Origin of the sequence: Egicoccus sp. AB-alg6-2, assembly GCF_041821025.1 — a bacterium.
GTDB lineage: Bacteria > Actinomycetota > Nitriliruptoria > Nitriliruptorales > Nitriliruptoraceae > Egicoccus.
Map to the genome: position 1 here is coordinate 101,312 of NZ_JBGUAY010000008.1, position 14,304 is coordinate 115,615.

15 protein-coding genes are annotated in these 14,304 nt (G+C 73.0%); 9 read left to right on the plus strand and 6 right to left on the minus strand.

All coding sequences use genetic code 11. The annotated features are described in order from the left end of the window. Nucleotides 1-5: 5 nt before the first annotated feature. Nucleotides 6-974 (minus strand): squalene cyclase, encoded by a 969-nt coding sequence (locus ACERMF_RS15375; protein WP_373670006.1) that lies wholly within the window; start codon nucleotides 972-974, stop codon nucleotides 6-8. A 78-nt stretch (nucleotides 975-1,052) separates the two neighbouring features. Here ACERMF_RS15375 and ACERMF_RS15380 point away from each other — a divergent pair, with 78 nt between their 5' ends. Next, nucleotides 1,053-1,394: an STAS domain-containing protein gene (locus tag ACERMF_RS15380; protein WP_373670075.1), complete on the plus strand. Its 342-nt coding sequence runs from the start codon at nucleotides 1,053-1,055 to the stop codon at nucleotides 1,392-1,394. On the opposite strand, the gene ACERMF_RS15385 is transcribed toward ACERMF_RS15380, so the two are convergent. Next, nucleotides 1,391-2,386: a sigma-70 family RNA polymerase sigma factor gene (locus tag ACERMF_RS15385; RefSeq protein ID WP_373670008.1), complete on the minus strand. Its 996-nt coding sequence runs from the start codon at nucleotides 2,384-2,386 to the stop codon at nucleotides 1,391-1,393. The two genes, ACERMF_RS15380 and ACERMF_RS15385, sit on opposite strands and share 4 nt — an antisense overlap. 135 nt (nucleotides 2,387-2,521) lie before the next feature. Here ACERMF_RS15385 and ACERMF_RS15390 point away from each other — a divergent pair, with 135 nt between their 5' ends. From ACERMF_RS15390 to ACERMF_RS15405, 4 genes are all read left to right on the plus strand, one after another. After that, the gene (locus ACERMF_RS15390; protein WP_373670009.1) at nucleotides 2,522-3,475 is read left to right on the plus strand and encodes a Ku protein; all 954 of its coding nucleotides are present in this window, start codon (nucleotides 2,522-2,524) and stop codon (nucleotides 3,473-3,475) included. A 43-nt stretch (nucleotides 3,476-3,518) separates the two neighbouring features. Beyond that, complete coding sequence (locus ACERMF_RS15395) at nucleotides 3,519-4,505, plus strand: hypothetical protein (protein ID WP_373670011.1); 987 nt, start codon at nucleotides 3,519-3,521, stop codon at nucleotides 4,503-4,505. A gap of 143 nt (nucleotides 4,506-4,648) precedes the next feature. Beyond that, nucleotides 4,649-5,734 carry an agmatinase gene (speB, locus tag ACERMF_RS15400; protein WP_373670012.1) on the plus strand — a complete coding sequence of 362 codons (1,086 nt, stop codon included), beginning with the start codon at nucleotides 4,649-4,651 and terminating at the stop codon, nucleotides 5,732-5,734. Further along, a complete protein-coding gene (locus ACERMF_RS15405) occupies nucleotides 5,727-6,869 on the plus strand; it encodes an NAD(P)/FAD-dependent oxidoreductase (protein WP_373670013.1) in 1,143 nt (380 codons plus the stop codon). Before speB ends, ACERMF_RS15405 begins: the two co-directional genes overlap by 8 nt. 5 nt (nucleotides 6,870-6,874) lie before the next feature. On the opposite strand, the gene ACERMF_RS15410 is transcribed toward ACERMF_RS15405, so the two are convergent. The 3 genes from ACERMF_RS15410 to ACERMF_RS15420 all read right to left on the minus strand — a co-directional run bounded on the left by ACERMF_RS15410 (nucleotide 6,875) and on the right by ACERMF_RS15420 (nucleotide 9,139). Continuing rightward, a complete protein-coding gene (locus ACERMF_RS15410; protein WP_373670014.1) occupies nucleotides 6,875-7,948 on the minus strand; it encodes an S-adenosylmethionine:tRNA ribosyltransferase-isomerase in 1,074 nt (357 codons plus the stop codon). Continuing rightward, on the minus strand, nucleotides 7,945-8,649 hold the full coding sequence (locus ACERMF_RS15415) for an SDR family NAD(P)-dependent oxidoreductase (RefSeq protein ID WP_373670015.1): 705 nt from the start codon (nucleotides 8,647-8,649) through the stop codon (nucleotides 7,945-7,947). Before ACERMF_RS15415 ends, ACERMF_RS15410 begins: the two co-directional genes overlap by 4 nt. 160 nt (nucleotides 8,650-8,809) lie before the next feature. Beyond that, nucleotides 8,810-9,139 (minus strand): hypothetical protein, encoded by a 330-nt coding sequence (locus ACERMF_RS15420; protein ID WP_373670016.1) that lies wholly within the window; start codon nucleotides 9,137-9,139, stop codon nucleotides 8,810-8,812. Between the two features lie 148 nt (nucleotides 9,140-9,287). On the opposite strand from ACERMF_RS15420, the gene ACERMF_RS15425 reads away from it, so the two are divergent. From ACERMF_RS15425 to ACERMF_RS15440, 4 genes are all read left to right on the plus strand, one after another. Beyond that, nucleotides 9,288-9,851 carry an RNA polymerase sigma factor gene (locus ACERMF_RS15425; protein ID WP_373670018.1) on the plus strand — a complete coding sequence of 188 codons (564 nt, stop codon included), beginning with the start codon at nucleotides 9,288-9,290 and terminating at the stop codon, nucleotides 9,849-9,851. Then, nucleotides 9,844-10,257, plus strand: coding sequence for an anti-sigma factor (locus tag ACERMF_RS15430; protein ID WP_373670019.1), 414 nt, complete (start codon nucleotides 9,844-9,846; stop codon nucleotides 10,255-10,257). The genes ACERMF_RS15425 and ACERMF_RS15430 overlap by 8 nt, the downstream gene beginning before the upstream one ends. Nucleotides 10,258-10,339: 82 nt before the next feature. Next, a complete protein-coding gene (locus ACERMF_RS15435; protein WP_373670021.1) occupies nucleotides 10,340-10,591 on the plus strand; it encodes a DUF2277 domain-containing protein in 252 nt (83 codons plus the stop codon). Then, on the plus strand, nucleotides 10,591-11,277 hold the full coding sequence (locus tag ACERMF_RS15440; RefSeq protein ID WP_373670023.1) for a YigZ family protein: 687 nt from the start codon (nucleotides 10,591-10,593) through the stop codon (nucleotides 11,275-11,277). The genes ACERMF_RS15435 and ACERMF_RS15440 overlap by 1 nt, the downstream gene beginning before the upstream one ends. A 16-nt stretch (nucleotides 11,278-11,293) precedes the next feature. Here ACERMF_RS15440 and ACERMF_RS15445 read toward each other — a convergent pair whose 3' ends face one another. Next, a complete protein-coding gene (locus tag ACERMF_RS15445; RefSeq protein ID WP_373670024.1) occupies nucleotides 11,294-14,023 on the minus strand; it encodes a cation-translocating P-type ATPase in 2,730 nt (909 codons plus the stop codon). Between the last annotated feature and the right edge of the window lie 281 nt (nucleotides 14,024-14,304).

Genomic DNA, 14,304 nt, shown 5'->3' on the forward strand with positions numbered 1-14,304 from the left:
GTCGCTCAGGCAGCGTCCCACCATCGCAGGACCCGCAGTGCCCGCAGGGTCACCCACCGGGACGGCCTGCCCTCGCCGTCGTCGACGGCGAACCAGGACCGCCCGGTCGGGTTCCCGTCGAGTGCCCACGTGCCGTCGTCGGAGCGTCGGGAACGGACGTGTTCGACCGGCTCGCCCAGGCGGGGATCCGGCGGGGCCCCGGTCAGGTCCGCCGCCGAACGGAAGTGGTCGAGGCCACGGAGCACGTCGTGGTGCCACCGGTTGGGATGCAGGAACAACAGGTAGCGCTCGTCGGCGGGCTCGCCGGTGCTGAGGCGGCGGAACAGCGCGCGCCGCAGCAGGTACTCCTCGCCGGAACGGCGCGCCTCGCGGGACGCCGGGGTACCGCCGGTGACCCGTTCGTACGCCAGCAGTCCCTCGAGGACGTTGATCGTGGTGTCGAACGACGACCGGGTCGAACCGCGCTCGGCCTCGCAGTTCCAGCCGCCGTCGTCCAGGCGTTCGCCGACGAGGCGGTCGACGGGGCTCATGTCGACGCCGAAGTAGGCGCCGTTGGCGACCGTGATGCCGTTGATGCACGGCTCGACCTCGCCCTCCCAGTACGGCTGGTCGTCGTGCTCCCACCGGCAGTTGGCACCGATCAGTGCCACCATGCGCTGCGCCCGCTCGGACGCCGGGTCGAGTCCGAACTCGCGGAGTTGGGTCAGCACGTGGGTGGTGGACGTCCACGGCTGTCCGGGCTCGTCGCCGCCCCAGACGTAGTCGGCGGGGAAGTGCGCTCCGCCGGCCCAGCGCCCGTCTTCGTCCTCGACCTCGAGCAGCCGCGCGCCCCAGCCCTGCGTCTCGACCTTGGACCGCTCGGCCCGCCACGCCGACTCGGGCGCATCCAGCAGGTCCCGCAGCACCTGCCAGCGGATGGCGGGGTCGGCCCGCTGCGGGTCGAGCAGCCAGTCGGTCACCGCGTCGGCGGTCATGCGGGGCACCGTGACCGATGAGTCGGGACCCCTCGCGTCGTCCATCCCAGGACCGAGTCGTCAGGAAGCGCCGTGGCCATGGAGAAGCCCACGACGGCGTCCGGCCGCGAGCGAGGGTCGGTGCGGGGTCGGGTCCTGGTGGTCGGTGTCCCGGCACCGGACGGACCCCACGCCGTCCACGCGCTGTGCGGCACGCTTCGAGACCGTCTGCTGGCCAGCGACGCCGAGGTCGCGGTGCTCGACGTGGCCGCGCTCGTGGACCCCGATGCCGCCACCGTCGAAGCGCTGGCACGTGTGCTGCTGACGGCACGTCGGCTCGGGCGAACCGTGCGCCTGCGCCAGCCCTCGCCGCGACTGACCGAACTGCTGCACCTGTTCGGGCTCGACGACGTGCTGCCCACCGATTCGGCGCCCACCTAGACGTCGAGGTGGATGGGCAGACCGAATCGCGGGAACAGCCGTGCCGTGTCGAGGAAGCTGTTGAAGGCGAGGATCTCGCCGTCGACGATCTCGAGCACCTGCAACGCCCACGCCGTGTGGCCGCCGTCGGGGTCGGGCCGGTACTGCGCGAACGCCGGCATGCCGTTGGCCTCCACCGGCAGCAGCCGGGACCCACGGCACTTGTCCGGGCCGGGACTGACCATCCAGGCGACCAGTTCGTCGCGCCCCTGCAGCCACAGGTCGTAGGGCGGCATGTTCTGGATCGCGTCCTCGCGCAGCAGCGCCGCCAGGGCGTCCATGTCGTAGCGCTCGAACGCGTCGACGTAGCGGGCGAGCAGTTCCGCCTGGGCCGGATCGTCCGGGCGCAGCGGTTCGGTCTCGGTCGGCGGGCGCTTGGCCAGGGTGGCACGCGCGCGCTGCAACGCCGAGTTGACCGACGCCACGGTCGTGTCCAGCAGCTCCGCGACCTCGTCGGCGTGCCACTGCAACACCTCACGCAGGATCAGCACCGCACGCTGACGTGCCGGCAGATGCTGCAGCGCCGCGACCAGTGCCAGCCGGAGCGAGTCACGCGCCACCACCATCTCGGCCGGATCGCTGGCCATCGGGAGCACCGCGCCGTCCGGCGCCGGCTCGACCCAGGTCGTGGCGTCGCGCTCGATCAGCTCGGCGGCCGAGACCGTGGTGGCGGGTCCGAGGTCCATCGGGCGGGCACGTCGCTTCCGTCCCCTCAACTGGTCCAGGCAGACGTTGGTCGCGATGCGGTACAGCCAGGTCCGTAGCGACGAGCGGCCCTCGAAGCGATCGTGGGCGCGCCAGGCGCGGACCAGCGTCTCCTGCACCGCGTCGTCGGCTTCGAAGGTCGAGCCGAGCATGCGGTAGCAGTAGCCGGTCAGCTCGCGCCGGTAGGGCTCGAGCTGGGCGAGCACCGCGTCGGCCGGGGCCGGCGGGGTCGTGACGAGACCGCTCATCAGTCCACCTCTCGACGTCACGGCGGGACCCGTGGATCATTGCACGATGGCCAGTCGCCGTCCGGTCCGCATTTGTGCGGATTCGCAGCGCGTGCGCTGGCACGCTGGCGGCCCAGACGGGTGGGAGGCGACGACATGGCACGTGCGACCTGGAGCGGATCCATCAGCTTCGGCCTCGTGAGCGTCCCGGTCCAGTTGTTCACGGCGGTTCGGAGCCATTCCGTGCGCTTCACGCAGCTGCACCGCGACACCGGCAACCGGGTCCGCAACAAGCGCGTCGACGAGCAGACCGGCGAGGAGGTCGCCTACGACGACATCGTGAAGGGCTACGAGGTGGCCGACGACCAGTACGTCGTGGTCGACCCGGACGAACTCGACGAACTCGACCCCGAGGCCTCGCGGCTGATCGACATCGAAGACTTCGTCGACCTGCGTGAGATCGACCCGCTGTACTACGACCGCGCCTACTACCTGATGCCCGCGGGCGAGGCGGCCGCAAAGCCGTACAAGCTGCTCGCCGACGCGATGGAGCGGGCGGACAAGGTCGCCGTCGCGCGCTTCGTCATGCGCAACAAGGAGTACCTCGCCGCCGTGCGGGCGCGCGACGGTCTGCTGCTGCTGTCCACCATGCACTACGCCGACGAGGTCGCCGACCCCGCCGACCTCGACGCGACCGACACGCTCGAACAGGTCGACGTCGCGCCACGCGAGCTCGCGATGGCCGAGCAGCTCATCGACTCCCTGGTCGCGGAGTTCGATCCGACGAGGTACCGCGACGAGTACCAGGAGCGCGTCACGGCCTTCCTCGAGGCGAAGGCCGAAGGCCAGCAGGTCGAGATCACGCCGCCCGAGCGCGACACCGGTGGGGTCATCGACCTGATGGCGGCGCTGGAGCAGAGCCTCGACCGGGCGAAACGGGACCGAGGCAGCGGTGGCGGCAGGTCCGCCGCCCGCGACTACGGTGCGATGAGCAAGGACGAGTTGTACGAGCTCGCGCAGGAACGGGACCTGCCGGGGCGGTCCTCGATGAGCAAGGAGGAACTCGCTCAGGCGCTGGCCGCGGGCGAGAACACCTCGAAGGCCAGCTGACCGCCGGCACGACCCACCGTTCCGCATCGATCGAGCGCGCCCGATGGACGACGAGCTGCTCGCCTCGCACGTCGAGGCGATCCACGGCGTCGCGCTCGAGGACTTCACCGCCGAACGCGACCGCCGGGTCAAGCAGCTGAGAGCCGACGGGCACAAGGAGGAAGCGGCCGCGCTCAAGGCGCGCCGCAAGCCGACGGTCCCGGCGTGGGCCGTCGACCAGGTGGCGAGACAGGCACCGGACGACGTCGAGGCGCTCCTGCGCGCCGCCGCCGACCTGCGCACGGCACAGCATCGCGCCGCCAGCGGCCGTGGCGCGCACGGGATGCGGGAGGCATCGCGGCACCTGCGCGACCTGGTCGGCGAGCTGCGCGAGCGCGGCGGCCGGATCCTCGCCGAGGCCGGCACCCGCCCCGACGCCCACCTCGACGAGGTGGAGCAGACCATCTTCGCCGCGGCCGTGGACCCCGAGCACCACGACACGCTGCGTCGCGGCACCTTCGCTGCCGTGCTGCCCGGACCGGGGTTCGGCGGGCTCGGCTTCGGGCTCGCCGCCCTCCCCGACCTCCCCGAACCTGCGCCCGCCGACGATCCCGACCACGCCGACGAGACGGCGGACGGCCTGGCCGATGCCGCCGAGGCCGAACGCACCGCCGCTGACGAGCGCCGGGCGACCGAGGAGGACCGGCAGGCGGAGGCGGAGCGGCAGGCCGAGGAAGAGCGCCGGGCAGCCGAGGAGGACCGGCAGGCGGAGGCGGAACGGCAGGCCGAGGAAGAGCGCCGGGCCGAGGCCGCACGCGTGCTCGCGGCCCGCCGCCGGGAGCTGACACGACGCATCGACGCGCTCGAGGGCGCGCTCGAGAAGCAGGCGGAGCGGGTTCGCCGGGCACAGGAGCGGGCCGACGACCTGCAGGCCCGCGCCGACGCGGCGCGCGCCGACGCCGAGGCGGCCCGCACGGACCTCGAGGACTACGAGCGCGACCTGGCCGTCGCGCGCGAGGAGCTCGCGGACCTCGCCGCGCCCGACGCCTGATCCGGTCGCGCGCCATGTCGCGCACGCGCCTCCCTGTCGCGCCCAACCCGCAGCAGTGCGGGATCGGCGCGACATGGGTGAGCAGCCGCGACATCGTCGGCTGCTTGACTCGTGGCCCGTACCGACGTCGAGGAACGCCGTCCATGTCCGCCGCCGAACCACCGGTCGCCCCCGCCTCGTCGACCGGCGCCGCCTCGCCGGCCGGCGCCGCCTCGCCGGCCGGCGCCGCCTCGCCGGCCGGCCGCGCCGACTCCGCAGGCCCCGTCGGGTCGGCCGGTCCCGTCGGCCCGGTCGACGCGACCGTGGTGCCGCGGTTCGCCGGCCCGGCAACGTTCTCCCGTCTGCCGCGGCGCGACGAGGTGACCCGGATGGACGTCGCCGTGGTCGGCGTCCCCTTCGACTCCGGGGTGAGCTATCGGCCCGGCGCCCGCTTCGGCCCCGCGCACGTCCGCGAGTCCTCGCGACTGCTGCGGCCGTTCAACCCGGCCCTCGGGGTGTCGCCCTTCGCCGCGCAGCAGGTCGTCGACGCCGGCGACATCGCCTGCAACCCCTTCGACATCCCGGAAGCGATCGCGGCGGTCGAACGCGGGGCCCGGGAGCTGGTGGCCGCCGGCGCGAAGCTGCTGACGATCGGTGGCGACCACACCATCGCCCTGCCGTTGTTGCGGGTCATGGCGGCCGAGCACGGACCCATCTCGGTGGTGCACTTCGACGCCCACCTCGACACCTGGGACACCTATTTCGGCGCGCCGACGACGCACGGCACCCCGTTCCGCCGCGCGTCCGAGGAGGGGCTGATCGATCCGGAGGGCTCGATCCACGTCGGCATCAGGGGTCCGCTCTACGCGCCGCAGGACCTGGTCGACGACGCTGCGCTCGGCTTCACCGCGATCACCTGCCCCGACCTCGAGGTGGACGGCATCGCGGTGGCGATCGAGCGGATCCGAGCGCGCGTGCAAGACCGGCCCGTGTACGTGTCGCTCGACATCGACGTCCTCGATCCCGCGCACGCCCCGGGTACGGGCACCCCCGAGGCGGGCGGCATGACCAGCCGTGAGCTGCTGCACGTCCTGCGCAGCTTCGCCGACCTGCACCTGGTCTCCGCCGACGTCGTCGAGGTGTCGCCCGCCTACGACCACGCCCAGCTGACCGGCATCGCCGCCGCGCACGTCGGCTACGAGCTGATCAGTGCCATGGCGCCGACGGTGGCGGGTGCGGACGATGTCTGACCAGGCGGCGCACGACCCGGGCCCGCCGCCGGCCTGGGGCACGGTGGGAGCGGCCGCCCGGGAGCTCCCACCGGTCGCGCCCGTCGTCGAGCCCCTCGGCGCGGACGTGTGCGTGATCGGGCTGGGCGCCTCCGGTCTTACCGCGGCGTTGCACCTCGCCGACCGCGGCGCCGACGTGGTGGCCGTCGACGCCCACGGCATCGCCGCCGCCGCGGCCGGGCGCAACGGCGGCTTCCTGCTGGCTGGGCTCGCGCACTTCCATCACGACGCCGTGGCGGCGTACGGCCGCGACCGTGCCGTCGCGCTCTACCGCTGGACCCTCGACGAGCTCGAGCGGACGCTCGAATGGTTGCCCGAGCCCGTCGCCCGACGGGTCGGAAGCCTGCGCATCGCCGCGGACGCCGAGGAGCGCCGGGACTGTCGCCGGATGTTGGCGCAGCTGCAGGCCGACGGTCTTCCGGCGGAGGACTACGACGGTCCCGAGGGCGTCGGCGTCCTCCTCCCGACGGACGCGGCCATGGATCCGAGGGCCCGCTGCGCCGTGTTGGCCGAACGTGCGGTGGCTGCCGGCGTCAGGCTCCATGCCCCCTTCCGCGTGGCCGAACTCCGGCCCGGGACGGTGCACGGTGTCGAAGGCGAGGTCCGGGCCGACCGCGTGATCGTCGCCGTCGACGGTGGGCTCGACCGCGTGGTTCCGGAACTGGCGGGGCGGGTGGACAGCGTGCGGCTGCAGATGCTCGCGACCGCTCCGGATCACGGTGTGGACCTGCCACGCCCGGTCTATCGGCGGTGGGGTTACGACTACGTCCAGCAACTGCCCACCGGTGAGGTGCTGCTCGGCGGCTTCCGGGACCGCGGTGTCGACGAGGTGGGCGCACCACCGCTCCCGAGCGCGGTCGTGCAGGACCACCTCGACACCGAACTGCGCCGGCTGGGCGTCACGGCACCCGTGACGCACCGCTGGGCGGCTCGGGCCGGCTTCACCGCGGACAAGCTGCCGATCTGCGCAGAGCTGCGTCCGGGCGTGTTCGTGATCGGCGGCTACAGCGGTCACGGCAACGTCATCGGGACGGCGTGTGGGCGGTTGGCGGCGGACGCCGCCCTGGACGGGACACCGCTGCGACTGCCGGCCTGAGCGAGTCACGGCAGCAGGAGGCAGCTGTCACCGAACTCGTGCCAGAGGTAGCCGCTCGCGAGCGCGGCGGCGTAGGCCCGCTCGACCAGCGGCGCGCCGGCGACGGCCTCCAGCAGCGCCAGGTGTGACGCGCCCGGCGCGTGCCATCCGGTGATCAGCCCGCCGACGACCTGGGCGGGCCGCTCGGCGCCCAGCACCAGCTCGGTCCAGCCGGAGCCCGCCCGGACCAGGTGGTCGGGACCGGCGGCCGTCTCCAGTGCCCGGGTCGCCGTCGTGCCGACCGCGACGACCCGTCCCCCGCCGCGCCGGGTGTCGTTCACCAGCCGTGCGGTGGCCTCGGGAACCTCGAAACGTTCGGGCTGGGGCGGCTCATCGGCCTCCAGCGACGACAGCCCCGCGTGGAGCACGACGGGGGCGACCTGCACCCCGCGAGCCACGAGGTCGACCAGCAACCTGGCCGTGATGGGGCGTCCCGCGCTCGCCATCTCGGCGCTGCCGGGCTGGCGGGCATGGACGGGCTGGTAGGTCGCCAGTGGCCAACGTCCGTCGAGGTAGGCGTAGGCGACCGGACGCCCGTGCGCGAGCAGGTACGGCTCGTGCGGGCACGGCGGATCCGGATGTGCGCGCCACAGGCGGCTCCCGCGCTGAACGGCCGGATCCGGATGCGCCGCGGTCAGCCGCAGTGTCACGTCGCCAGGGAGCCGAATCACGTCGCCGACGTGCGCGTCGGCCAGCGGTCCGGTGTTGTCGGGGCGTCGCACCTCGACGACCCAGGCCGTCGGATCGGCCGGATGCGGCCCGGCGACGTGTACGGCGACGGCGACGCGGCGGGCCGCATCCGGGTCCGCACGCCGCCCGTCGACTGCCGCCGGCAGCGTCGCCGAGGTGTTCACGACCAGCAGGTCACCCGGCCGCAGGTGGGCCGGTAGCGACCGGAACCGGGCGTGTTCGAGCCGGTCGGGTCGCGCCACCAACAGGCGCACCTCGTCGCGTTCGAGGCCCCTGGCCTCGGGTGGGGACGTGGCGGTCTGCTCCGCGGTGAGCGCGAAGTCCAGGGCCGCGGTGACCTCGGCCGTCATGCGTGCACCTCCGCGTCGGTCAACAGTTGGGCCGCCCGGTACCGGCCACCCGCAAGGCCGTGTTCGACCAGGTACCGCAGCGCGGGGGCGACCGTGTCGGGGGTCGGGCGGTCGGAGATGTCCTCGCCCGAGAACGCGGCCTGGTGCATGTCGGTCCGGACGTCGCCGGGATCGAACGCGTGGACCGTCACCTCCGGCTGCTCGGCCGCCAGGACCCGGCCGAACTGTTCGAGTGCGGCCTTGGTCATGCCGTAGCCGCCCCAGCCCGGATAGCCCTCGACGCCCGCGTCCGAGGTGAGGTTGACCACGGTGCCGCGACGCGCGCGTAGCAGTGGCAGGACGCGTCGCGTGAGGGCCAGCGGGGCCAACAGGTTGACCTCGAGGAGCGAACGGAGTTCGTCGAGGTCGAGTTCCTCCAGGGAGGGCAGCGGCGACGGGCCGAGCGTGCCGGCGTTGTTGACCAGCAGGTCCAGCCCACCGAGCCCGGCGGCGGCGGACGCGAGGTCGCTGCGGTGCGATGGGTCGGTCACGTCGCCGGAGATCGCGGCGACCCGTCCCGGGGCCCGCCAGGACGCGACGGTCGCCCGGAGGGCCTGCGGGTCGCGCGCGTCGACGACGAGGTCCCACCCCGCGGTGGCGAGTTCGGCGGCGAAGGCGCGGCCGAGGCCGCGCGACGCACCGGTGACGAGGGCGATCGGCATCCTGGTTCCTCCACGTCGATTGCTGACGAGCAGGACCGTAAGACCTCGACCTAACTTGAGGTCAAGTGGATCGCGAAAGCAAGTGGCACGCGACGCGACATCGCTGGCGCAAGACAGACGGGCGGCCCACGAAGGGCCGCCCGTCGAGTGCGGGGGAGAGTCAGGCGGCGCGGACGCCGGCCGAGGTGCCGACCGGGGCGGTGACGTCACCGTTGCGGCTGGCGATGGCCCCGACGAAGGTGCGCACGAACTCGCCGGTCGCGATCAGCACGACGCCGGTCATCAGCGGGTGGAGCCAGTCGACGCGCAGGTCCTGGCCAAAGGCGGCGAACACCGAGTAGTCCAGGCCCCACGCCAGACCAGCGGCCAGCAGGACGGCCACCGTGCGGGTGAGGGCAGTCGGGATGCGGACGGGGACGAGCTCGTCGATGGTGGCGACGACCACGGCGAGACCGAGTGCGAGGGCAACGAGGATGACGAACGGGTACATGGGGGCGCTCCTTGCCCCGTCGTCCGGGGCCTCCGGCGGGTCGCTGGTGACCCGCTCACCACTTGGACTCCGTGCAGCGCGAATCGGTTACCGGAACATTCGCGGCGGGTTGCGCGGCCTCGGACGCGTCGTCGGCGAGGATGCGACCGTGGACGTCGACCCGGAACTGGTACGAGCGGTGCAGCGCGGCGACGCGGGCGCCATGGATGACCTCGTGCGCGCGTCCTACACCGACGTCTACCGCCTGTGCCACCGACTGCTCGGCGATCCGGCGGACGCCGCGGACGCGACGCAGGAGGTCTTCGTGCGGGTGATGCGTTCGGTGGTCGGATTCCGCGCCGACTCGGCCTTCGGGACCTGGCTGCACCGGGTCACCCTCAACGTCTGTGCGACGGCGCTGCGACGCCGCGGCGACGCACGCGCACGCGGCCAGGCCGCCGGTTCGGTTCCGTTCGAGCCAGACGAACAGGTCGTGGACGGTGCCGACACGGCGGGCGAGGTCGCTGCACGCGACCAGGCCGGCCGCGTCGCCGCCGCCATCGCCCGCCTCCCGCCGGTCGCGCGCGATGTCGTCGTGCTCCGTCACGTCCGGGGACTGTCGACCAAGGAGGCCGCGCGGATGCTCGACATCAGCGAGACTGCGTGCAAGGTCCGACTGCACCGGGCGCACGCCCGGCTGCGCGATCTCCTCGACGAGGGCGACGTTGACTGACGCGACCAACCGCATCTGCCGCGAGGTCCGGGTCCACCTGCCGCCGTACGTGGACGGCTCGGCGCCGGCGTGGCGTCGCCGACTGCTCGGCTGGCATCTCGCGCGGTGCAACGCCTGCCGAGTCGAACTGGAGCGGCAGCAGCAGGTCGCGGCGGGGCTCGAGGCACTCGGTGAGCTCCGCCAGGAGACCGCACCGCCGCCGGATCTGTTGGACACCCTGCTGGAGCGCGCCGGCCAGCCCGACCTTCGCAGCCGTGCCGCCGCCCCGGCACGCGGGGCGGTCAGTGGAGCGCGACCCGGTCTGTCCGTCGCATTGCTCGTCGCCGGCGCTCTCGCGGGCACGGCGGTCGGGTTCGCGGGCTGGCGTGGGGCACGAGCCGTGGACCGGCGGGTGCGACGCCGCTGACCCCGTGGACTTGGGGACGGTCACCTCGGGGACGGTCACGTCGGGTCGGTCACGTCGGGGTCGCGCGACGTACGCTTCGCGCATGTGCCGATCCATCCAACAGCTGCGGGGTGCACAGCCCCCCGCCACCGATGACGAGGTCCGCGACGCCGCGCTGCAGTACGTGCGCAAGATCAGCGGGTACCGGGCTCCGTCCGCCGCCAACCAGGAGGCGTTCGACGCCGCCGTCGCCGAGGTGGCCTCGGCAACGCGCCGGTTGCTCGAAAGCCTCGTCGTCGCGCCGGGGTCGAAGCCGGCCGAGCCCGTCCAGCGCCGCGTCCGTGCCCGCGCGTAGTGGTCGAGATCGCTGACGCCGGTTTCACCGATCCACTCGACACCATCGCGGCACGGGTCCGCACCGAGTCCGAGGTGAAGGCGTCACGATTCGTCGCCGATCTCGTGCCCGTTGCGGACCTCGCGGCCGCCGAGGCCGCCATCGCCGGAATCCGTCGGGAGTTCCACGACGCGCGGCACCACTGCACCGCGTTGGTGCTCGGCCCCGACGGGCAGCAGCAGCGGTCGAGCGACGACGGTGAACCGTCCGGGACGGCGGGCGCCCCCATGCTCGCCGTCCTGCGCGGTGCCGCGGTGACCGATGTGGTCGCCGTCGTCACGCGCTACTTCGGCGGGACGTTGCTGGGCACCGGCGGACTGGCGCGCGCCTACGGGGGCGCCGTCGGCGACGCCGTCGCGGCCGCGACACGGCTGCGTCGGCGCACCGCCCGGCGCTTCGCCGTGGACGTCGGTCACGAGGACGCCGGCCGGCTCGAGCACCGCCTCCGGGTCTTCGTCGACGGCGCACCGGGCGCGGCGGTGACCACCGGCGCCTATGACGCGAGCGGCGCTCGTTTCGAGGTCCTCGTCCTTCCCGACGCCGCCGCGGCGTTCACGACCCTGCTCGCCGAGAGCGGCGTCGACCACCACCTCGACGATCTCGGCACCACCGTGCGGTCCTTCGTCGTCGCCCGCGGGAGCGCCTGACGGTCGTGGCCGCTGGTCACCGTCGCGTGCGGCGGCGCCGGGTACGGCCACGCTGCGCGAGGTACTTGCGGCCTTCTTCCACGACCAGGATCGAGGAGGCGGTGGCGCCGGCGATCAGCCAGTGGTCGAGGCCGAGGGGCACGGTGTCGACGACGGTCTGGAGCGGGGTGAGGTGCACCGCGGCGACCTGGAGAACGAACACTCCGGCCAGCGCGGCCCACAACTTGCCGTTGCGCAACGTGTGGCCGGAAAACACCGTGGTGGTCTCGACGCGGGCGTTGACGGCGTTGAAGAACTGGAACAGCACGAAGGTCGTGAACGCCAGCGTGACCGCGAATGCGCCCCCGTCGTCGGGCCGGACCACGGTGCCCCAGCGAAACAACGCCAACGTGCCGACCGCCATCACGCCGCCCGAGAGCGCCAGCCGTAGGAACCGGTCGCGATCGAGGATCTGCGCCGATGCAGGCCGGGGTGGGCGGGTCATGGTGTCCGGCCTGGCGGGATCCACCCCGAGCGCCATCGCGGGCGGGCCGTCCATGATCAGGTTCACCCACAGGATCTGGATCGGGGTGAACGGGGTGGGCAGCCCCAGCAGCCTGGCGCCGAGGATCGTCAGGATCGCGCCGATGTTGGTCGCGAGCTGGAATCGGACGAAGGAGACGATGTTGTCGTAGATCGTCCGACCGCGTTCGATGGCCGCCACGATGGTCGTGAAGTCGTCGTCAGCGAGGACGAGGTCGGCGGCTTCCTTCGTGACCTCGGTACCGGTGATCCCCATCGCGATCCCGATGTCGGCGCGCTCGAGGGCGGCGGCGTCGTTGACCCCGTCACCGGTCATCGCCGTGATACGGCCGCGACGTCGAAGCGCATCGACGATGCGGACCTTGTGGTGCGGAGACACCCGGGCGCACACGCCGACGTCGTCGATGCGCGCGACGAGTTCGTCGTCATCGAGCGCGTCGATGTCACCGCCGGTGAGGGTCTCACCGGTGATGCCGAGCTCACGCGCGATCGACGCTGCCGTCGTCGGGTGGTCACCGGTGATCATCTTCACCCGAACCCCGGCGCGGTGTGCGATCGCGATGGCCTCGGCCGCGCCCGGACGTGAGGGGTCGACGATGCCCACGAGTGCCTCGAACGTCAGCTCCTCGACGAGTCCGTCGACGGGGCCGACCTGGTCAGGTGGGGCCCCGAGGTGGCGGCTGGCCACCGCGAGGGTGCGTAGGCCGTCGGCGGCGAGCTCGTGGATGGCGCGATCGATGCGTGCCTGCCACATCTCGTCCAGCGGCGCCACCCCGTCGGGGACCACGACCGAGGCACACCTTCGCAGGACCACGTCCGGGGCGCCCTTGACGTACAGGTCGGTCCCGCCGGCGAGGCCGTCGTGGGCGGTGGCCATCAGCTTGGTCGCCGCATCGAACGGCAACTCGTCCCGTCGCGGCCGTCGACGCAGCTGGCGGACGTCGGCGCCGAGCTTGGCCGCCAGCACCAGCAGCGCTCCCTCGGTCGGGTCGCCGACCAGGACCCCGTCGACGACGTCGGCGTCGTTGCACAGCGTCATCGCGGCCGGTGCGGCGCCCAACCTCCCCGGTGCCGGCCGAACCGCGCCGCCGGCGTGGTAGCCGTCGCCGGTGACGTCGTGTCGCCGGCCGGCGTGCCAGAAGGCGCGGACCGTCATCTCGTTGCGGGTCAGCGTGCCGGTCTTGTCGGTGCAGATCGTGTCGGTGGCGCCCAGCGTCTCCACCGACGGCAGCCGCTTGACGATCGCGTTGCGTCGCGCCATCCCGGCGGTGCCTACGGCCAGGGTGAGGGTCACCACGGCGGGTAAGCCCTCGGGGATGGCAGCGACCGCCAATGCGATGGCGTCGAGTGCCGCCCGGGCGAACGTGTCGCCCTGCAGCAGCGCCACACCGAAGACGACCGTCACGGCCAGGCCGGCGACCAGCGCGAGGCGACGGCCGAGGGCGTCGATCTGGCGCTGCAACGGGGTGGGGCGGGTTTCCGCCTCGGACAACATGCGGGCCACGGACCCGATCTCGGTGTCCATGCCGGTGGCCGTCACCAACAACACGCCACGGCCGCGGACGACCGTCGCGTTCATCCACACCATCGTGTACCGATCGGCGATCGGCGCGCCCGCCGTGAGGTCGCCGGCCTCGACCTGTTTGTCGACCGCCGTGGACTCACCTGTCAGCGACGACTCGTCCACGGCGAGCGTCGTGGCACCCAGCAAGCGCCCGTCGGCAGGCACCCGGTCCCCGGCCTCGAGCAGCACCACGTCTCCGGGCACCAGCTCGGCCCCGTCGACGTCCTCCAGCCGGCCGCTGCGGCGCACCCGGGCACGGGTCGTGAGCATGCGCCGCAGCGCGTCCACCGCCCGCTCGGCCTTCGCTTCCTGCAGGTAGCCCAACGACGCGTTGAGCACCAGCACGACACCGATCACGACCGCGTCCTTCAAATCGCCGACGGCCGCGGCCAGCCCGGCAGCGACGACGAGGATCGCGATCAACAGGCTCTTGAACTGGGCCACGAACAGCGACAGCCGCGACCGGCGTGGCGGTTCGGCGATCTCGTTGCGGCCGTACCGCTCGAGTCGTGTCGCCGCCTCGTCGCGGGTGAGGCCGGCATCGACGTCGACCGCGAGCGCGGCAGCGAGGGCGGCCGGACCGACCGTGTGCGGGGGCCCGGGCAGCTCGACGGCAACCGTGGCTGGTGGGGCGGTGGGATCTGGATCTGGAGCGGTCATCTAGGTTCTCCGGAGCACGTCCGAACCGGACGTTCACCGGAGGTCTCTCCCACCCATCAGGGCCGTGGCACCGAGCCCGTGGACCGGGCCGTGATGACGATGCCGTCGAGTCGGGGTACTCCCCTCCGCACCAGGCAGCGTACGACCCACCAACAGCTCCATCGATGACCGCCACCTGCCCGTGCGCGCCGCGCCCTCCGTCGAGCCTCAACCGCCGGTGTCCAGTCGAGTCCCGCACGGTCGGTGTGACGGGGACGGTGGCGCCTGCGCGCAATGCACCA